The 18,184-nt window shown below is 59.8% G+C and carries 17 protein-coding genes and 1 pseudogene; 7 read left to right on the top strand and 11 right to left on the bottom strand.

The annotated features are described in order from the left end of the window. The first annotated feature begins 39 nt into the window (after positions 1-39). From BF99_RS23905 to hisA, 3 genes are all read left to right on the top strand, one after another. Positions 40-162 (top strand): hypothetical protein, encoded by a 123-nt coding sequence (locus BF99_RS23905; protein WP_306699567.1) that lies wholly within the window; start codon positions 40-42, stop codon positions 160-162. A 1-nt stretch (position 163) separates the two neighbouring features. After that, a complete protein-coding gene (gene araD, locus BF99_RS0105170; RefSeq protein ID WP_025770034.1) occupies positions 164-1,906 on the top strand; it encodes an L-arabinonate dehydratase in 1,743 nt (580 codons plus the stop codon). A gap of 528 nt (positions 1,907-2,434) precedes the next feature. Continuing rightward, a complete protein-coding gene (hisA, locus tag BF99_RS0105150) occupies positions 2,435-3,172 on the top strand; it encodes a 1-(5-phosphoribosyl)-5-[(5-phosphoribosylamino)methylideneamino]imidazole-4-carboxamide isomerase (protein WP_025770032.1) in 738 nt (245 codons plus the stop codon). Positions 3,173-3,495: 323 nt separating this feature from the next. Here hisA and BF99_RS0105145 read toward each other — a convergent pair whose 3' ends face one another. The 6 genes from BF99_RS0105145 to BF99_RS0105110 all read right to left on the bottom strand — a co-directional run bounded on the left by BF99_RS0105145 (position 3,496) and on the right by BF99_RS0105110 (position 10,788). Continuing rightward, positions 3,496-3,993 (bottom strand): hypothetical protein, encoded by a 498-nt coding sequence (locus tag BF99_RS0105145; protein ID WP_025770031.1) that lies wholly within the window; start codon positions 3,991-3,993, stop codon positions 3,496-3,498. 153 nt (positions 3,994-4,146) lie between these two features. Further along, on the bottom strand, positions 4,147-5,433 hold the full coding sequence (gene frc / locus BF99_RS0105140) for a formyl-CoA transferase (RefSeq protein WP_231471310.1): 1,287 nt from the start codon (positions 5,431-5,433) through the stop codon (positions 4,147-4,149). A gap of 142 nt (positions 5,434-5,575) precedes the next feature. After that, positions 5,576-7,330 (bottom strand): thiamine pyrophosphate-binding protein, encoded by a 1,755-nt coding sequence (locus BF99_RS0105135; RefSeq protein ID WP_038097356.1) that lies wholly within the window; start codon positions 7,328-7,330, stop codon positions 5,576-5,578. Between the two features lie 211 nt (positions 7,331-7,541). Then, positions 7,542-9,056 carry a tripartite tricarboxylate transporter permease gene (locus tag BF99_RS0105125; protein ID WP_025770028.1) on the bottom strand — a complete coding sequence of 505 codons (1,515 nt, stop codon included), beginning with the start codon at positions 9,054-9,056 and terminating at the stop codon, positions 7,542-7,544. A 16-nt stretch (positions 9,057-9,072) separates the two neighbouring features. Continuing rightward, positions 9,073-9,561, bottom strand: coding sequence for a tripartite tricarboxylate transporter TctB family protein (locus BF99_RS0105120; protein WP_231471309.1), 489 nt, complete (start codon positions 9,559-9,561; stop codon positions 9,073-9,075). 237 nt (positions 9,562-9,798) lie between these two features. After that, complete coding sequence (locus BF99_RS0105110) at positions 9,799-10,788, bottom strand: Bug family tripartite tricarboxylate transporter substrate binding protein (RefSeq protein WP_038097386.1); 990 nt, start codon at positions 10,786-10,788, stop codon at positions 9,799-9,801. 287 nt (positions 10,789-11,075) lie between these two features. Between BF99_RS0105110 and hisF the strand changes: the two genes are divergently transcribed. Beyond that, entirely contained in the window at positions 11,076-11,837 is a 762-nt protein-coding gene (gene hisF, locus BF99_RS0105100) for an imidazole glycerol phosphate synthase subunit HisF (RefSeq protein WP_025770025.1), read from the top strand. A 34-nt stretch (positions 11,838-11,871) separates the two neighbouring features. On the opposite strand, the gene BF99_RS0105095 is transcribed toward hisF, so the two are convergent. Next, positions 11,872-12,723: a MaoC family dehydratase gene (locus tag BF99_RS0105095; protein WP_081759113.1), complete on the bottom strand. Its 852-nt coding sequence runs from the start codon at positions 12,721-12,723 to the stop codon at positions 11,872-11,874. 10 nt (positions 12,724-12,733) lie between these two features. Then, positions 12,734-14,164: a CaiB/BaiF CoA transferase family protein gene (locus tag BF99_RS20260; protein ID WP_197019048.1), complete on the bottom strand. Its 1,431-nt coding sequence runs from the start codon at positions 14,162-14,164 to the stop codon at positions 12,734-12,736. 544 nt (positions 14,165-14,708) lie between these two features. Between BF99_RS20260 and BF99_RS0105080 the strand changes: the two genes are divergently transcribed. Together BF99_RS0105080 and BF99_RS0105075 are read left to right on the top strand one after the other, a co-directional pair. Then, positions 14,709-15,458 carry an electron transfer flavoprotein subunit beta/FixA family protein gene (locus tag BF99_RS0105080; RefSeq protein ID WP_025770021.1) on the top strand — a complete coding sequence of 250 codons (750 nt, stop codon included), beginning with the start codon at positions 14,709-14,711 and terminating at the stop codon, positions 15,456-15,458. Beyond that, a complete protein-coding gene (locus tag BF99_RS0105075; protein ID WP_025770020.1) occupies positions 15,459-16,394 on the top strand; it encodes an electron transfer flavoprotein subunit alpha/FixB family protein in 936 nt (311 codons plus the stop codon). A gap of 198 nt (positions 16,395-16,592) precedes the next feature. Here the strand turns inward: BF99_RS0105075 and BF99_RS0105065 are convergent, their stop codons facing one another. Further along, positions 16,593-17,075 (bottom strand): peroxiredoxin, encoded by a 483-nt coding sequence (locus BF99_RS0105065; protein WP_025770019.1) that lies wholly within the window; start codon positions 17,073-17,075, stop codon positions 16,593-16,595. 142 nt (positions 17,076-17,217) lie between these two features. Next, positions 17,218-17,370 (bottom strand): hypothetical protein, encoded by a 153-nt coding sequence (locus tag BF99_RS23695; protein ID WP_231471313.1) that lies wholly within the window; start codon positions 17,368-17,370, stop codon positions 17,218-17,220. A gap of 28 nt (positions 17,371-17,398) precedes the next feature. Between BF99_RS23695 and BF99_RS23690 the strand changes: the two genes are divergently transcribed. Beyond that, a complete protein-coding gene (locus BF99_RS23690) occupies positions 17,399-17,587 on the top strand; it encodes a hypothetical protein (RefSeq protein ID WP_025770018.1) in 189 nt (62 codons plus the stop codon). A gap of 202 nt (positions 17,588-17,789) precedes the next feature. Here the strand turns inward: BF99_RS23690 and BF99_RS23990 are convergent. Further along, positions 17,790-17,900, bottom strand: a pseudogene (locus BF99_RS23990) ((2Fe-2S)-binding protein); the annotation flags it as partial. Positions 17,901-18,184 lie beyond the last annotated feature (284 nt).

Raw genomic sequence — 18,184 nt, 5'->3', positions numbered from 1 at the left:
TCGATGTCGATCTCGGCCACTTCGAGGAATATCGACGAAATGATCGAAAAAGACTGGCGCGAAACGGATCGCACTTACGGTGTGTGGCCCGGTATCGTCGGCTTTGCCGCCGCCGCCGGCATCATCGTATCGATGTTCGCCCTTGCCACCGGATTTGCCTGATATGAGCCAAGAAAAGCCGGATAAACCCCAAATCTTTCGCAGCGGGCGTTGGTTCGACCCCGACGATCTGCGCAGTTTCGGCCATCGCTCCAGGGCGATGCAGATGGGCTACTCGCGCCGGGACTTCGAGGGCAAGCCCTTCATCGCCATCGTCAATACCTGGTCGGATATCAACCAATGCCATCAGCACTTTCGGCATCGGGTCGAGGATATCAAGCGCGGGGTCTTCCAAGCCGGAGGATTCCCCTTGGAACTGCCGGCGCTCTCCTTGTCCGAGCCCTTCGTCAAGCCGACCACCATGCTCTATCGCAACCTCCTCGCCATCGAGACCGAGGAGCTCCTGCGCAGCCATCCGATCGACGGGGCGGTGTTGATGGGAGGGTGCGACAAGACCACCCCGGGGTTGTTGATGGGGGCTTTGAGCGTCGGGCTGCCTTTCATCTTTTTCCCGGCGGGGCCGATGCTGCGGGGCAACTATAGGGGCGAAGTCTTGGGGAGCGGATCGGATACTTGGAAGTATTGGGACGAGCGGCGGGCGGGGAAGATCGGAATCGAGGAGTGGAACGAAGTCGAGGGCGGGATCGCCCGCTCCTACGGTCATTGCATGACCATGGGTACGGCCAGCACCATGACCGCGATCGCCGACGCCTTGGGATTATGCCTGCCGGGGGCGAGCTCGATCCCCGCCGCCGACTCCGGCCACCCTCGCATGGCCGCCGATTGCGGAAGGCGTATCGTCGAGATGGTGCTCGAAGATCTTCGCCCGGATCGAATCCTCGATGCCCGCGCCGTCGCCAATGCGCTGGCGGTGGCCATGTCCTTGGGTTGCTCGACCAATGCCATCATCCATCTGATCGCCATCGCTCGTCGAGCCGGGGTGCCTTTGTCGCTCGATGATTTCGATGCCGCCGGGAGGTCCACCCCGGTGATCGCCAATATTCGTCCATCGGGCGATCGCTATTTGATGGAGGATTTCTTCTACGCCGGCGGCTTGTGCGCCTTGATGCGGCGCCTTTCGGATCGCCTCGATCTCGAGGCCATGACCGTCAGCGGCCGGAGTCTCGGGCAGAGCATCGCCGATGCCGAGGTCTTCGACCCCGATGTCATTCGCTCCTTGGAGGATCCGATCTATCACGAGGGATCGCTTGCGGTGTTGCGGGGCAATCTCGCCCCCGACGGTTGCGTCATCAAACCGGCGGCTTGCGAGGCGCGCCTGCGTGAGCATGAGGGACGGGCATTGGTCTTCGACGACTATCCGCAGATGAAAGCGGCCATCGACGACGAATCCCTCGATGTGGATGCCGATACCGTTCTCGTCCTTCGCGGGGCCGGACCTCAAGGCGGCCCCGGTATGCCGGAGTGGGGGATGCTTCCGATCCCGAAAAAACTGCTTCGACAGGGGGTGCGAGACATGGTGCGCCTTTCCGATGCCCGCATGAGCGGGACCAGCTACGGGGCCTGCGTGCTCCATATCGCTCCCGAGTCGCATGTCGGGGGGCCGCTGGCCCTGCTTCGCAGCGGGGATCGGGTGCGTATCAGTGTGGGGGAGCGCCGCATCGACATGCTCGTTCCCGAGCAGGAGATCGCCGCTCGGCGTTCGGCGTGGATAGCGCCCGAGCCGCGTTTTCGGCGGGGTTATGGATGGATGTTCGCCCGTCATATCACCCAAGCCAACGAGGGCTGCGATTTCGATTATCTGCAAAGCGATTTCGGATCCAATCCCGGCGAGCCGGATATTTTTTGAAAGGGCGGCATTGGCCGCATCTTTGCCGCCCGATATCGTTTTCCGATATCGCTTGTCATGATCTCGTTCGAGATATCGTAGATCCGCAGGCGGGGTATCGATTGACGATCTCGCCGGGGCGATTAAAATAATCGACCCGGACTTATCCCAAGGCATCGACAAGATCTTTTGCAAAGAGCCATCATTCGCCTCGAACCGATATCGAAAAAACGCCATCGAGCCTCGAAGGGCGATGAAGCGCTTTTTCGGCTGCCTTGATAAGGGATATCCGCTCGAGGGATAGGGTGGTGGGCGCCCGAGGATATGATCGAGGCGCCGGCGTCGATGCCCTCGCTCGGGCTTTCGAGCGACGCCTTCTTCGGCGCACAATGCGGGCCTCGGATAAGGGCGGCGATCGATCGTCGCTTGCGATATCGCCTGTTCATTGCCCGCAAGGGGGCGGGATTCGTCGAAGGGCGAAGGGTCTTGCGGCATGGACAATATCGGTGCGAGCCGCCTTTCGGCTCCTTATGAAAAGGGGGAAATGCGATGCTTCTCATCCCGGCAATCGATATCAAGGATCGTCAATGCGTGCGCCTGCAACGGGGGCGGATGGAGACCGCGACCGTCTTTTCCGACGATCCTCTGGCGATGGCCGAGCGTTGGATCGAGGCCGGTGCCCGGCGCTTGCATATCGTCGATCTCGACGGGGCGGTCGCCGGCGAGCCGAAAAATGCCGGAGTGATCCGCTCCATCGCCGAGGCCTATCCCGAAATACCGGTGCAAGTCGGCGGCGGCATCCGGGACGAGGAAAAAATCGAGAGTTATATCCATGCCGGGGTGCGTTTCGTCATCCTCGGCACCCGCGCCGCCACCGCCCCTCATTTCATCGCCGATGTCTGCGCCGAATTCCCCGGCCGGATCATCATCGGCCTCGATGTGCGCGATGGAAAAATTGCGGTGGATGGCTGGTCGAAACTCTCAGGTCACAATATTCTCGATCTCGCCCTGCGCTTCGAACGAGATGGGGCGGAGGCCTTCGTCTTCACCGATATCAGCCGGGACGGGATGATGGACGGGGTGAATTTGGAAGCGACGGTCTCCTTGGCAAGGGAGGTATCGGTGCCGATCATCGCTTCCGGCGGGGTCAGTAGTTTGGATGATATCCGCGCGCTGTGCGAAGTCGAATACGAGGGGATCACCGGAGCGATCATCGGCCGCGCTCTTTATGAAGGAACGCTGGATTTCTCGCAAGCCCAAGCGCTGGCGGACGAGCTCGGCTCATAGGGAAGCCTTCGATCACCCTATCGCTGTGCCGGCGGCGACCATCCCACGATCTCTTGTAAAGAGTGTCCTCGACCGTTTCGGGTCTTCCAGCCAATCATCATGGCCTTATGAGTCTTCATCGACAAGAGCCGGAGGGCGCAGGGTGAGTCGAAGCCCGTATTTGATAAAGCGGTCTTTTTTGCCGGTGATGTCAGTGCAACGATTTTTTTCGATTCTTTTATATCGAGTCCTTATAAGCACGGCTTTTTAAAAGAACCATATTGAATAGCGCCGAAGGATCACCGAAGAAAAAGGGGCTCGTACGGAGCCCCTTTTTTTCTCGATTAGTCATCATACGCCCCGTTGTAGTTGCAGTAGAACACGCAAATAATGATTATAGGAATGAGAAACGCCTGCTGCGCTTCACCAAGAGTCTCCGCCGTCCTAATTACGGTTGCATCGTTATCTGCGAAATGAAAGCAGGAGTACGGGTCGGTATCGCAAAGCGGGTCGGTGCCTAGTTTGATGTCGTATTCCGGCTCCGGCTCCAAAAACGCTCCGCCGGTGCTGTCAGCCGGCATCGTCTCCGGCTTTGCAGAAGCCTGTCCGCTGAAGTGGTTGTCGCAGCTCTCATAACACCCTTTCCATCCAGACGAACCATTATCGTGGTGGTTGTCACATTGGAATTGGCATTCACCCAAAGTACTAACAGCAACCATCACCGGTTGTTCGACGCTTGCCTGCGGATTGCCGATTCCGCCTTGATTCGTCGCTTCTTGCAGGCCGGCGTGCACCGCACCGGCGAAGCCGAAAAGCACCGCAATCATTGCTATCTTTTTCATGGTTATTTCCTCCGTGATGATCAGTTCCGTACCTGTCCCTATACCTCTACCTTATTTTGAGCGAAATGTCAAGATGTTTCTTCGGCACTTTTCCGTATAACTTTCTATCGAATCGTCGAAGGTCTCGGATGAATCGAGGGCGTGCCCCTTTTTTCAAAGATCCTCGCTCCCGATCGCTCCTTCCTCCCGGGCTTTTTCGATGGTGGCATCGTCGAAACCGAGCACCTCGCGCATGATCTGCGTGGTGTGCTCGCCCAATAGCGGAGAGCGTTCGACCTCGGTGGATGAATCCGAGAGTTTGATCGGGTTGCCGACGGTCAAATAAGTCCCTCGCTCGGGGTGGTCCACCTCGACCACGGTACCGGCATCGTGCAACGAGCGCTCTTGCGCCAGCTCCTCCATCGAGAGGATCGGCCCGCATGGAATATTCAAGGGATTGAGAATATCCATGACCTCCAGTTTGGTTCGGGTCATGGTCCATTTCTCGATTTCGGCGAACATCCGATCGAGCTTCGCCAACCGAGCCTTGGGTGTATTCCACGTCGGATCTTCCAGCCAATCCTCATGGCCGATGACCTTGGCCAAGGCGGGGAAGGCCGCGGCTTGGGCGATGACATAGATATAGGCATTGGGATCTTTTTCCCAACCCTTGCACTTGACGACCCAACCCGGTTGTCCGCCTCCCGAGGCATTGCCGGATCGCGGTACGGCGCTGCCGAATTCACCGTTCGGATATTGGGGGTATTCGGTCAGCGGGCCGTGGGCCAAGCGTTGCTGATCCCGCAGTTTGACCCGACAAAGATTGAGCACCCCGTCTTGCATCGCACAGCTGACCCGTTGTCCGCGCCCGGTGCGCTCGCGTTGGAAAAGGGCGCCGACGATGCCCAATGCCAGATGCAAGCCGGTGCCGGAATCGCCGATCTGGGATCCGGTGACCATCGGCGGCCCATCGTCGAAGCCGGTGGTGCTTGCGGAGCCGCCGGTGCATTGGGCGACATTTTCGTAGACCTTGCAATGCTCGTAAGGCCCGGGACCGAAGCCCTTGATCGAGGCGTAGATGATGCGAGGGTTGATTTGCTGGATGCGTTCCCAAGGAAAGCCCATCCGATCGATGGCCCCCGGGGCGAAATTTTCGACCAGTACATCGCATTTTTCGAGCAAGCGTTCGAAGATGCGTTGGCCGGATTCGGTTTTGGGGTTGAGGGTGATGCTGCGCTTGTTATGGTTGAGCATCGTGAAATAAAGGCTATCGACATCGGGGATATCGCGTAGCTGTCCGCGGGTGGCATCGCCGACCCCCGGTCTTTCGACTTTGATGCAATCGGCGCCGAACCAAGCGAGCAGCTGGGTGCAGGTGGGTCCCGATTGGACATGGGTCATATCCAATATGCGAATTCCTTCGAGTGCTTTGCTCATGAAGTCTTTTTCCTTGTAGTCCATCGAAACACGTAGTCCATCGAAACACGTACTCCATCGAAACATGAGGGCGCTTTGGCGATAAAGCCGCCGTTTGCAAGGCTCGATCGCCGAAGGTTTTCGAGAATTTCGAGCCCTTATCGTGCCGGAACCGGATACGAGCCCCTTATTTATACATCGTCTGGTTTTTGGTTCCCGGGGCGTATTCGTCGGGATCGACCCAGATATTGATCACCGCCGAGCGGCCGCTGCCTCGCACTTCGGCTCTTGCGCGTTTCAATGCCGGGGCGATCTCGGCGGGGTCATGGACTTCCTCGCCGTAGCCGCCGAGCATCTGCGCGAATTGCGAGAAGGGGATATCTCCCAAGAGATTGCCGATATCGCCCCGATTCTCGCCGTATTTGGCGATCTGGCCGTAGCGGATCTGATTCATCGCCGAATTATTGCCGATCACCGCGATATAGGGGGCGCCGAAGCGATTGGCGGTTTCCATGTCGAAGGCGGTCATCCCGAAGGATCCATCGCCGTAGTAGCAAAGGATCTCTTTGTCGGGGTGGACGAGCTTGGAGGCAAGGGCGAAGCCGGTGCCCACCCCCAGCGATCCCAGCGCCCCGGGATCCATCCAATGCCCCGGGCGACGGGGCTGCACCGCTTGGGCGGAGATGGTGACCACATCGCCGCCGTCGCCGATATAGATCGTATCGTCGCCGAGAAATTCATTGAGTTCCCATGCCACTCGATAGGGGCTGATCGGAGTCTTGTCGGAGGTCAGCATCGGCATCAGGCGCTCGGTCTTGCTGCGCTCCAAGGCTCTTAGCTCGTCGAGCCAAGCGGTGCGCGTATTCGAGCGATTGTCCGAGCGGCCGCTGACGGCATCGCTCACCGCTTGGAGCACCGCTCCCGGATCCCCGACTATCCCGAGATCGACATCGCGGTTTTTGCCGACGGTGCGGTAATCCAGATCGATCTGCACGATGGTGGCCTGCGGGCTCAGTCGCTTTCCGTAGCCCATCCGAAAGTCGAAGGGGGTGCCGACGATCACGATGACATCGGCTTTTTTGAAGGCATCCCCGCGGGTGCGATGAAAGTGATGGGGATCCCCGGGGGGCAGCAGGCCGCGGCCGGAGCCGTTGAAGTAGGCGGGCAGGTTCAACGATCGCACGAGCCCCAAGGCTTCCTCGTGTCCGCGACAGGTCCAAACCTGAGTGCCCAAAAGAATGGCGGGACGCTCGGAGTGAACCAGAAGATCGGCGAGGCGTTCGATATCGGCCGGATCCCCGGCGGAGCGGATCGATGCCCGATATTTGCCGGCATCGGGCAGTACCGCGCTCTCGAGCGGCACTTCGCGATCCAGAACATCGCGGGGGATCTCCAAATAGCTCGGCCCCGGGGCCCCGGTGAAGCACTCCCTGGCGGCCATCGCCACCATATCCGCAACCCGCTCGGTGGAGGCGACGGTCGATGAGAACTTGGTGATCGGGCGCATCATGTCGACATGGGGCAGATCTTGCAAGCCCCCCATCCGATGTTGGCTCGAAGCGGCCTGTCCGCCGATATGCAGCACCGGGCTTTCGGATCGAAAGGCGGTGGCGATGCCGGTCACCGCATTGGTGCAACCGGGGCCTGCGGTCGTGACCACGCAGCCGAGCCTTCCGGTCTGGCGGGCATAGCCATCGGCGGCATGCGCGGCGACCTGTTCGTGACGCACATCGACCACCTTGATCCCTTCGTCGATGCAGCCGTCGTAGATATCGATGATATGCCCCCCGCAGAGGGTGAAGATGGTATCGACCCCCTCGCATTTCAGCGCCTTGGCCACCAGATGACCACCGGAGACGATCGTTTCCTCCCGGCTTTTTCGGGCCAGCGTATCGTGGGCGGTGCGCGAATTCGATGCTTTTTCTGTCGTATCGTTGGCCATGGGGGATATTCCTTCCTCGAAGGGTCTTCGTCGACGCCGAATGCAGGCATCGGAAAAAGACGAGTGGGGGGCGGTTTCGAATGGTTTTGGCCGATATCTCGGATCCGATATGCGCTTTTGCCGGTCAAAGAGATGATCGGGATCGTGAAGGGGCGTTTCGCTCTTCGTTGCCGGCTCGTGCCATCGAATCTCTCATCGCCCTCGAAGGCATCTACAACCCCGCCGCTCGATCCGATAGCCGGGCCCGGATGTATTTCACCAAGGGCAAGGCGAAGAGGACGAAGGAGATGGCCATGATCGTCGCTGCGATCGGGCGTTCGAAGAAGATCATCGGCGAGCCGTGGGCGATCAGCAGCGATTGGCGCAACGAGACCTCGGCCAAGGGGCCCAAGACGATCGCCAGCACCGCCGGGGCCATCGGATAGTCGAGTTTGCGCAGCAAATAGGCGGCGATGCCGAAAACGAACATCAGCCAGACATCGTGCATATTCTGGGTCGGCGCATAGCCACCGACCACGCAGAGGATGAAGATCACGGGGGCGAGGATCGTGAAGGGCATTTTCAATACCCAGATAAAAGCCGGGATGAAAGCGATATTCACGAGCACCGCAAAAAGATTGGCGATGTAGAGGCTGGCGATCAGCCCCCAGACGAACTCGGCTTGATCGACGAAGAGCCTGGGCCCGGGTTCGAGCCCCCAGATCACCATCCCTCCCAAGAGGATGGCGGTGGTCGGGGATCCGGGGATTCCCAAGGTCAGCATCGGCAGCATCGAGCCGGTGCTGGCGGCATTGTTGGCCGCCTCCGGAGCGGCGACCCCCGAGATATTGCCCTTGCCGAAGGAATCGGGTTTTTTCGATATCATCTTGGCCACGCCGTAGGCCATCATGGAGCCTGGGGTGGCCCCGGCGGCGGGCAGGATACCGACGAAATAGCCGAGAAAGGAACCGGCGAAGATGGCGCCCACCGCCTCCTTGGTGCGGCGTAAGGCCCCCAAGATGCGATCGACGCTGACCATGGCTTTCGAGACCCGGACATTCCCCCGGCTCGATTCGATGGTCCATAACATCTCGCCGATGCCGTAGATACCGATGGCCAATACGAGAAAGTTGATGCCGTGGAAGAATCCCTGGATATCGAAAAAGATCAGCCGCGGCTCGCCGCTGATGATATCGAGCCCCACCGCGCTCAACGCCAAGCCGATGAAAATCGAGAAGAGGGTCTTGGGGATATCGTCTCCCCCGAGCCCGATGAAGGTGGCGAAAGCCAACATCATCAACGCGAATTCCTCGGGGGAGCCGAAGGCCAGCGCCACCTCGGCCAAGGGGGGGGCGAAGCCGGTGAACAGGAGTACCGAGATGGTGCCGCCGACGAAGGAAGCCACCGCGGCCGCCGTCAGCGCCTGATCCGCCTCTCCGCGCAGGGCCATCGGGCGCCCGTCGAAAGTGGTCGCCACCGCGGTCGATGCCCCGGGAATGCCCAGCATGATCGAGCTGATGGCTCCGCCGTACATCGCCCCGTAGTAGATGGCGGCGAGAAAGATGATGGCCGAGGTCGGCGGAACGAGGAAGGTGGTGGGGAGCAGGATCGCCACCCCGTTGACCGAGCCCAAGCCCGGCATCGCTCCGATGAACAAGCCGACCGTGACCCCGACGATAACGAGAAGTAGATTGATAGGCTCGAGGGCGACGATGAATCCCTGTAACAGCGCATCCAAGATTTCCATCGCTAGACGCCTCGCATCACAAGAAGATTTCGTAAAGCGGGAAGAAAATGACGCGCTCGATCCATTCGATCGAGCCCTTGGGCAAGGTGATCTTCAGCGTGACTTCGAAGAAGAAAAAGATCGCTACCGGTATGGTCAAGGCCAGAGCGGAGGTCAATCTGAGGGAGTGGTTGCCGAACAGGCGAAGATAGAAGACCAGAAAAATGGGGACCGAGCCGTAGATGCCGATCAGATGGACCAAGCCGATCATCAAGGCCAACGAACCGGCGGCGATGATGAACAGGATCAGCGCCGGGCGATCCATGAAGGCTTCGACGGAGGTGGATGGCGGGGAGGTGCGCTGCCACCAGTTGAAGGCGATCCAGATACAGCAAACCAGCATGCCGGCGGCGAGCCAAAATGGAAAGGCTCCGCCGCCCGGTCCCTCATCCGGTATCCATCCGATTTCGAGTTCGGCGGATTTGATCATCAGCCCGATGGAGCATAGCCCCATCACGATGGCCATGATAATTTCCATTCGGCGCACGGAAAATGACTCTCCTATCGATATCGACATCAAGAACGCACGTCTTTTCGTACGCGCAGCGAAAAGAATCCGCTATCGAATATTCGACCTTCGGCAATTCTCAGTTAATGGGGTATTCGTCGAAAGAAAGTTTCGGCCTCGAAAGGGATCGGCTCTTGGGTGATATCGAGCCGATCCCTTTCGATGATTGACCGAAGTGGCTTTGAGGGCGCGGGCTTATATTTCCCCGATCGCCTTGAGGATCGTCTCGTGCCGGCCGTTGTTGTCCGTCCAGTAGGCGATCAGTTCATCACCGGTGATGAACTCGCCTTGGAGGCTTTTATCCGTCATGTACTTCTGCCACTCGGGAGAGTCGTAGACTTTCTTGAAGACGCCCCGATAATACTCCTCGGCCTCGTCGCTCATGGCTTGAGGGCCGACCACCGAGCGCTGCATGAAGTAGACGAAGTTCTTGCCGAGCTCCTTGAATGTCGGAGCCTCTTGGAACATCGGTAGCCGTTCCGGGGTGAAGGAGGCGATGGGCATCGTGGTTCCCGCCTCGTAGAAGCCGAGCTGCTCCGAGGGGTTGTTGACGGTGGAGTGGGCGTGTTTCCCCGCCAGCTCCTTGGCCACCCGACCGCCGCCTTTGAAGGGAACGTATTTCATTTGCAGCCCGTAGGCACCGTTGAGGAAGTCGGTGAGGAGCTGATCCTCCTGACCCTTGCCGGTCCCCGCCATGATCCAATCGCGCCCTTCGGCCTTCGCCGCTTTGACGAAGTCCTCGATATTGGTGATGCCGCTGTCTTTATGCACCCACAGCAAGAAGGTATCCTCGGCCATGCGTCCCACCGGAGTGAAGGATAGGGGATCGATTCCCAAATTCTTCTGGCGCATCGGGGTGGTGTAGAAGCTGTTGAGGGTTACCATCACGGTATGATCGGCGGCGATTCCCTTGGCGTTCTTCAGATGCAGCAGCGCTTCGGCACCGCTGCCGCCGGGTTTGTTGATGGGGATGAAGGGCTTCGATGCGAAATCGTTTTTTTCGATGACGCTTTGCATCAAACGGGCCATCCGATCGGCTCCGCCGCCTTTTCCGGCCATGATCACGAAATCCACCGGCTTTTTCGGCTCCCACGCGAAAGCCGCTTGGGAAAATGCCAACATGCTCGTGCCCAGCGCGAGAGTCGCTGCGAGACATCGAATGAAAAGTCCTTGCATTGTCTTCATGATCGAATCCTCCGTGCGATTCGGTTGGTTGCCATATCGATTCATGTTGCATCTTCGAGTGCGAAATCGATCTCGTCGATGCGCTCTTCCTTACCGTAAAGAGTACAACGCCAAGAGATGATAATCATGACACAAAAACACTTGCAATGCGAGAAACGAAAAAAAGAGGATCGGAAAACGAATCCGAGGCGTGGATGCGATCCTTGCGATGCCGGCATCGCAAGGATCGTCGAGCGCTCTTTCGAACCCGCCTCCTGTCGCCCCTTTCAAGCCTGTTTTTCAAGACCATGACCCTGGCCCGACGCATCATACCCTGCCTTGATATCGATGCCGGAAGGGTCGTCAAGGGCGTTCGTTTCGTCGATATCCGGGATGCGGGAGATCCGGTGGAGGTCGCCCGACGCTACGACGAGCAGGGAGCGGACGAGATCTGCTTTCTCGATATCACCGCATCTTCCGACGAGCGGAATACGATCGTTGCGGTGGTCGAGGCCGTTGCGGATCAGGTCTTCATTCCCTTGACCGTCGGCGGCGGGGTGCGCGGCATCGACGATGCCCGCCGCTTGCTGAATGCGGGAGCCGACAAGGTCTCGATCAACACCGCGGCGATCATCGATCCGGATATCGTTTCCCGCCTTGCGAATCGCTTCGGATCGCAGTGCATCGTGGTTGCGGTGGACGCCAAAATGACCGCCCCCGATCAGTGGGAGATTTTCACCCACGGGGGAAGGCGCGCCACCGGATTGGATGCGGTGCAGTGGTGTCGGCGGATGGCGGATCTCGGCGCCGGGGAGATCCTGTTGACGAGCATGGACAAAGACGGCACCAGGGACGGCTTCGATCTGGCATTGACGCGCTCGGTGAGCGATGCGGTGCCGATCCCGGTCATCGCCTCCGGCGGGGTCGGGGAATTGGAGCATTTGGCGCAAGGGGTGATCGATGGCGGCGCCGATGCGGTATTGGCCGCCAGCATCTTTCATTTCCAGGATCACCGTATCGTCGATGCGAAGCGTTATATGGCGGCGCGCGGGATCGAGGTGCGTCTATGAGGCAAGGTCCATCGATCCCTTTTCGCTGTCGGACTCAATCGAGATCGGCATATCCGTTATCGAGAACGATGACATCGCGTTCCAAGGCCCGGGTACGAAAGGAAACCCCCTTTCGCTGCGGCCACATCTCGGTTCGCAGGGTCTCCCCCGGCCATACCGGGGCGGTGAAACGAACCTGCATCGATCGAATGCGCTCGCCCTCGTAATCGCAAAGTGTGGCCATCAGCGAGTGACCGGCGTAGCCCATCGTACACATTCCATGCAGGATCGGGCGTTCGAAGCCCGCTTGGCGCGCCACCTCCGGATCGATATGCAAAGGATTTCGATCCCCGCTCAAGCGGTAGATCAGCGCGGCATCCAAGGGGATCGCCAGGTCGTGATGACGATCCGGCAGGCGATCCGGCAGGGGATGGATTGGCCGCGGCGGGGGATCGTCCCCGCCCCCGCCGCCGTCGCCTCGCAGCATCGTCGTTTGTTCGGCGGTGCAAAGCAAATCCTTGGAGTCTTCCGCCTCCACCTCCCGACGAGTGAAGAGGATCGCCCCCTTGGCCGGACCCTTGTCGTTGATCCCGATGATGCGACTGCGCCCGATCAGGCGCTGCCCGGGCTCGATCGGGCGATGGATGGTAAAGGCCTGCGCAAGATGCAATACCCTTTTCCAGTCAAGATCGAACTCGGGATTTCGTAGCCAAAAGCCGGGATGGGCGAGGATATTGGCCATCGTCGGCAGCACCCTCAACCCCTCCTCGTAGAGGTAGCGCAGTTGCCCCTCGTGCGTAGGATCCCGCCCGAAGCCGGTGCCCAAGGCGTAGAGGATGCAGGCATCGTCGCTCAACGCCTGCCTTGCCTGCGGGATCGACAACGCCATCATTCGCTCGTAGTTCATGCGGATATTCCTATCTTTTCCCGCTCGTCTTTTCTTGGTCGGCCGGCTTTGTTCGCGCTTGCCCGCCGTCGAAGACGATCCCGTCATCGACAAGGCTCTCGATTTGTTCCGGGTCGTAGCCGATCTCGCCGAGCACCTGCGCGCTATGTTCACCCGGTAGAGGCGGCGGATGACTGATCGAAAAAGGGGTCTTCGAGAAATTCATGGTCGCCCCGGGCATGCGCAACGAGCCCAGCGTGGGATGTTCCACCTCCTGCCAAAACCCCGTGGCCTTCAAATGCGGATCGTCGATCAGATCATCCGGACGATTGACCGGGGTCGAGGGAATATCGGCGGCATCGAGGGCTTTCAGCCAATCGGCGGTGCTTCGCTTGCCGATGATATCGGCCAGGGTTTCGTAGACCTCGTCGATATGCGCCAAGCGGTCGGCGATCGAGGCGAAGCGTGGATCGGTCGATAGATCCGGGCGCTGTGCGAGGTCGAAGAGCCTTTGCCATTGGGCATCGGTATAGGGCATCACCCCGATCCAGCCGTCGAGGGTGCGATAGGGGCGGCGCCACGGGGAAAGCGATCGCGGATAGCCCGCTCGCCCCCTCGCCGGAATATGGGTGCGTCCGTAGAGGTGCTCGTTCATATTGAAAGCGACCATGCTCTCGAACATCGGCACCTCGATGCATTGCCCTTGCCCCCTTCGCTCTCGATGCAGCAATGCGGCCAGTATCGCCACCACCACATTGAGCCCCGTCACCTTGTCGGCGACCACCGAGTGCACATAGGCGGGGTTGTCGTTCGTAGCCTGCAAGAAAGCGAGCCCCGATACCGCTTGGATCAAATCGTCGTAGGCCGGCTTGTGTCCGTAGGGTCCTTTGCGGGCGTAGCCATAAGATCCGCAATGGATGATATCGGGATTGATCTTGCGCACCGCCTCATACCCCAAGCCCAGACGATCGAGGGCATCGGGGCGCATGTTGTGCACGAAAACATCCGCTCCTTGCAACAGCCGCCGCATCGCCTCGTATCCTCGGGGGCTTTTCAGATCGAGCACGAGCGAGCGCTTGTTGCGATTGTTGGTAAGGAAGATCGCACCCATCCGCCGATCGGGAGCGTCGGGGGAGTTGCCGGGAGGGTTCGGCGGCGCCTTCGAGCAAGGATCGCCCGATTCATCGACTCGCCCGTCCCCTTCGTTGTCGGCGGCGATATCGCCGGATTGCTTCGGCGCCGTCGGTTGCGCTGATCCCAAGGCCCCGGCTTCTCGCATGGGATCCCATGAAAGAGGCTCGACCTTGATCACATCCGCTCCCAAATCCCCCAATAACTGGGTCGCCGTCGGGCCGAGAACGATGGTGGTCAAGTCGATGATGCGCACCCCTTGGATCGGGCCTGCCGGAGAAGGGTCCTCGGGCGCGCCGTCGGCGGAAGGTGCGAAAGGGCGTTCGGTCATCGTCGGAAGCCTCGGGGACACAAGGAGGTCGAGCGAATGCGAATCCGAGTCATCGATCGAGGCGGCTTTCGATCTTCGATATCCATTGACCTCGATCTCATGACGTCGATCTCGCAACGTCGATCTCGAAGGCGGTCTTTCGGCAAGGAGCGGCGAAACCGTAAAGCCAAGCCGCCCGATGAGGCTTGGGCGCCGCCGATCCGAGATCATCGGCAAGCCCCGTGAAGCATGACGGGGGATCTGATGAGCGTTGCAAGATAGCCTCGGCGTTTATGATAGCCGCTCGTTGCGCTCCCCGACCGGAGGCATTCTTGGGGGTGCATCGGGGATGCGTTCTTTTTCGTAAAAGGGCGCATCATCGTTGTTAAAATCACGCCGGTCGCCATCGAATGGAATCGAATCGAAAATCTCTTTTGCGACACCATCGGCGTATCGCCGCGCGCTCGGATCTCGTGGTCGAGCATCTCGATCGAGCATCATGATCGAGAGGTGGATGCGCGCTCGGCATGAATCGTTCTTTTTTTGAAGGGAGGTGGCAGGTGCAATGAAGATCCTGGTCGCGGTCAAGCGGGTGATCGACTACAACGTCAAGATACGCGTCAAGGCGGATCGAAGCGGTGTCGAACTCGCGAATGTGAAGATGTCGATGAATCCCTTCGATGAAATCGCGGTCGAAGAGGCGCTTCGGATCAAGGAGGCGGGCAAGGCGAGCGAGGTGATCGCGCTTTCGATGGGGGTGGCGCAATGCCAGGAGACGATTCGCACCGCCCTTGCGATGGGTGCGGATCGCGGGATATTGGTCGAGAGCGAGGCCCCGCTCGAGCCGCTGGCGATCGCCAAGATGATGAAGGTGATCGTGGAGCGCGAGGAGCCGGGATTGGTGATCGTCGGCAAGCAGTCCATCGACGGCGACAACACCCAGACCGGGCAGATGCTCGCAGCATTGCTCGGCTGGCCTCAAGGGACCTTCGCCTACCGCATCGAGATCGAGGGAGACAGGATGAATCTGACCCGCGAGATCGATGGCGGGTTGGAGACCTTGAATCTTTCGATGCCTGCGGTGGTCACCACCGACCTTCGTCTCAACGAGCCTCGTTTCGCCTCGCTTCCCAATATCATGAAGGCCAAGAAGAAGCCGATCGAGATGACGACTCCGGAAGCGCTCGGGGTCGATATCACGCCGCGGGTGAAAACCATCGAGGTTTGCGAGCCGCCGAAACGCGAGGCCGGGGTGCGGGTGGCGGATGTGGCCGAACTGGTCGAGAAGCTGAAGAACGAGGCGAAGGTGATCTAAATGAGCATTCTTGTCATAGCGGAACACGATCATCGCGATCTGGCGCCGGCCACATTGCATACGGTGGCGGCGGCGGGTCGGCTCGGGGACGATATCCATCTCTTGGTGGCGGGGGCGGACTGCTCCTCGGTGGCCCAAGCGGCAGCGAGGGTCGATGGGGTGAGCCGGGTGCGCGTTGCCGACGATGCGGCCTATGCCCATCAGTCGGCGGAAAATATAGCGAGCCTCACCGCGAAGATCGCCGGTGACTATTCGCATGTGCTGATCCCGGCCACCAAGGCCGGCAAGAATATATTGCCGCGGGCCGCGGCCCTGCTCGATCTTTCCCCGATCTCGGATATAAGCGGCATCGAATCCGCAGATACCTTCGTACGCCCCATCTATGCGGGCAATGCGATTGCCAAGGTGCAGTCCGTGGATCCGATCAAGATGATTTCGGTGCGCACCACCGCCTTCGATGCCGTCGCCGATCAAGGGGGGCAGGCGTCGGTGGAGGCCATCGAGTCCTCGGGCGACAGCGGTCTTTCCACCTTCGTCGGCCAGGATCTCACGCGCTCGGAGCGACCGGATCTGACCGCGGCGCGGATCGTCGTTTCCGGCGGTCGAGGCATGCAAAGCGGGGAGAATTTCTCGATGCTCGAGGGCATCGCCGACAAACTCGGGGCCGCGGTCGGGGCTTCGAGGGCCGCGGTCGATGCCGGCTTCGTTCCCAACGACTATCAAGTCGGGCAGACCGGAAAGGTGGTCGCTCCGGATCTCTATATCGCGGTCGGGATCTCAGGAGCGATACAGCATCTGGCGGGGATGAAGGAGAGCAAGGTGATCGTGGCCATCAACAAGGACGAGGAGGCGCCGATCTTTCAGGTCGCCGACTACGGGCTGGTAGCGGATCTCTTCGAAGCGGTTCCCGAACTCGACGAGAAGTTGTCGTCTTGAAAAGATCGTGGATTCGTCGATCACACCGAAGGGGCTTCGGCCGAAGGGGCCTCGGGGAGTGTCTTCTCCCGAGGCCCCTTCGGTTTTTTCGGTACTTCAATATTCGGCCCGACGGCTCGCCCTGCCGATCCGATGGGCGATGACGATCGAGGATTCGGCTTCGCCGGGATTCGATATCCTGTCCTAAGGTGTTAGCCTTCAAAGGACGGCGAGCACCGATTCCGCGCTTGATTTTTCGACCTTCGGGGGCTCGTCCTCGACCATCAGGTGGGTGATGGTGCCGTCCTCGACCACCATCGCATAGCGGTGGGAGCGAACGCCGAGCCCCTTGTCCCTAAGGTCGAGTTCCATCCCCGCGGCTTTGGTGAAGATGCCGCTGCCGTCGGCCAGCATGGCGATCTCCTCGGCATTTTGCTGACGACCCCAAGCGCCCATCACGAAGGGATCGTTGACCGAGATGCATACGATCTCGTCGATCCCCTTGGCCTTGATCTTGTCGGCGTTGGCGACGAATCCCGGCAGATGGCTGGCGGAGCACGAGGGGGTGAAAGCCCCCGGTACCGCAAAGACCACGACCTTGCGTCCGGTGAAAATCTCGTCGCTCGAGACTTGGCTCGGCCCGTCGGCAGTCATGCGGCCGAAGGTCGCTTGGGGGATCTTGCTTCCTGCTTCGATAGCCATGGTGTTGTCCTTTTATCGATGAATGGAAGAGTCGTACCTACCGCTTTGCGGATGCGTTTGATTTCGCCTGATTTCGCCCCGTGGAGCCATCGCACCTTTCGATCTCGTCCAAGGGGAAGGGCGTTTCGAGCGATTCCCGCCCTCACCCCATCCGGATCGGCAGCTCGCGCACCGGGGTGCCGGTCAAGGCGAAGATCGCATTGGCGATGGCGGGCGCCGCCGGCGGCAACCCGGGCTCCCCGGCCCCGGTGGGGGGCTCGGCGGAGGGGACGATATGCACGTCGATCGAGGGCATATCCGGCATCCGGGCCACGATGTAGTCGTTGAAGTTGCCCTGCTCGACAGCCGGATTTCTCGACCACCAGATCCAGCGTCGCCAAGTGCCTTGGATGTTCGGCGAGCAGTGTACGCCGCAGCGCGACCGGATCGCGATCCCCGGCGCGGGCGATCTCGTCGATCAGGGTCTCCATCACGAAGGCGGTATGGGTATGTTCGACCGACCGCGCTCATGATCTGTCCGCTTTGGCAGTAGCCGCATTGGGGGACATCGTGCTCGACCCATGCTTGCTGCACCGCGGATCCGACCTTGTCTTCGCCGATGGATTCGATGGTCTTGATCGATCGACCCTCGATCGCCGCCACCGGAGTGACGCAACTGCGGATGGCCTGGCCGTCCAAGTGCACCGTGCACGCTCCGCATTGAGCCAATCCGCAGCCGAATTTGGTTCCGTTGAGTTTCAAGGTATCGCGCAATACCCATAGCAAGGGAGTGGAGCCGTCGATATCGATATCGACCGGCCGGTCGTTGAGGATGAAGTTGGCCATCGACATTACCTTGAGGATTGTTTTGAAGATATCGATCGCCAAGGGATCGAGCGGGGTATTCGAAAGGATCCCTCGTAAGGAGTTCGGTGCGGGAGTATCCGGTGTGGAAGAACGCCGCAATCGACGAGTCGATCCGAGGAAGGTCCGAGGATTTCCCGGCTTTTTCTTTGCCGACGGGATATCTTCGAGCGATCGGCAATCGATCATCGGCAGTCGACGATCGGGGGCCAAGAAGAAGATGCCCGTTTGCGTTTTTCGATGAGGATCAAAAGTGGCGATTTCGA

The organism is Thioalkalivibrio sp. HK1, from assembly GCA_000583135.1.
Lineage (GTDB): Bacteria > Pseudomonadota > Gammaproteobacteria > HK1 > HK1 > HK1.
Note: the sequence above shows the minus strand (reverse complement) of the source record. Positions and strands in the feature narration are given on the sequence as shown.

Bases quoted from the DNA above. Each gene is read 5' to 3' on its own strand.
- BF99_RS23905 (WP_306699567.1), top strand. From the start codon at position 40: ATGATCGAAAAAGACTGGCGCGAAACGGATCGCACTTACGGTGTGTGG.
- araD (WP_025770034.1), top strand. From the start codon at position 164: ATGAGCCAAGAAAAGCCGGATAAACCCCAAATCTTTCGCAGCGGGCGT.
- hisA (WP_025770032.1), top strand. From the start codon at position 2,435: ATGCTTCTCATCCCGGCAATCGATATCAAGGATCGTCAATGCGTGCGC.
- BF99_RS0105145 (WP_025770031.1), bottom strand. From the start codon at position 3,993: ATGAAAAAGATAGCAATGATTGCGGTGCTTTTCGGCTTCGCCGGTGCG.
- frc (WP_231471310.1), bottom strand. From the start codon at position 5,433: ATGGACTACAAGGAAAAAGACTTCATGAGCAAAGCACTCGAAGGAATT.
- BF99_RS0105135 (WP_038097356.1), bottom strand. From the start codon at position 7,330: ATGGCCAACGATACGACAGAAAAAGCATCGAATTCGCGCACCGCCCAC.
- BF99_RS0105125 (WP_025770028.1), bottom strand. From the start codon at position 9,056: ATGGAAATCTTGGATGCGCTGTTACAGGGATTCATCGTCGCCCTCGAG.
- BF99_RS0105120 (WP_231471309.1), bottom strand. From the start codon at position 9,561: ATGGCCATCGTGATGGGGCTATGCTCCATCGGGCTGATGATCAAATCC.
- BF99_RS0105110 (WP_038097386.1), bottom strand. From the start codon at position 10,788: ATGAAGACAATGCAAGGACTTTTCATTCGATGTCTCGCAGCGACTCTC.
- hisF (WP_025770025.1), top strand. From the start codon at position 11,076: ATGACCCTGGCCCGACGCATCATACCCTGCCTTGATATCGATGCCGGA.
- BF99_RS0105095 (WP_081759113.1), bottom strand. From the start codon at position 12,723: ATGAACTACGAGCGAATGATGGCGTTGTCGATCCCGCAGGCAAGGCAG.
- BF99_RS20260 (WP_197019048.1), bottom strand. From the start codon at position 14,164: ATGACCGAACGCCCTTTCGCACCTTCCGCCGACGGCGCGCCCGAGGAC.
- BF99_RS0105080 (WP_025770021.1), top strand. From the start codon at position 14,709: ATGAAGATCCTGGTCGCGGTCAAGCGGGTGATCGACTACAACGTCAAG.
- BF99_RS0105075 (WP_025770020.1), top strand. From the start codon at position 15,459: ATGAGCATTCTTGTCATAGCGGAACACGATCATCGCGATCTGGCGCCG.
- BF99_RS0105065 (WP_025770019.1), bottom strand. From the start codon at position 17,075: ATGGCTATCGAAGCAGGAAGCAAGATCCCCCAAGCGACCTTCGGCCGC.
- BF99_RS23695 (WP_231471313.1), bottom strand. From the start codon at position 17,370: ATGCCCTCGATCGACGTGCATATCGTCCCCTCCGCCGAGCCCCCCACC.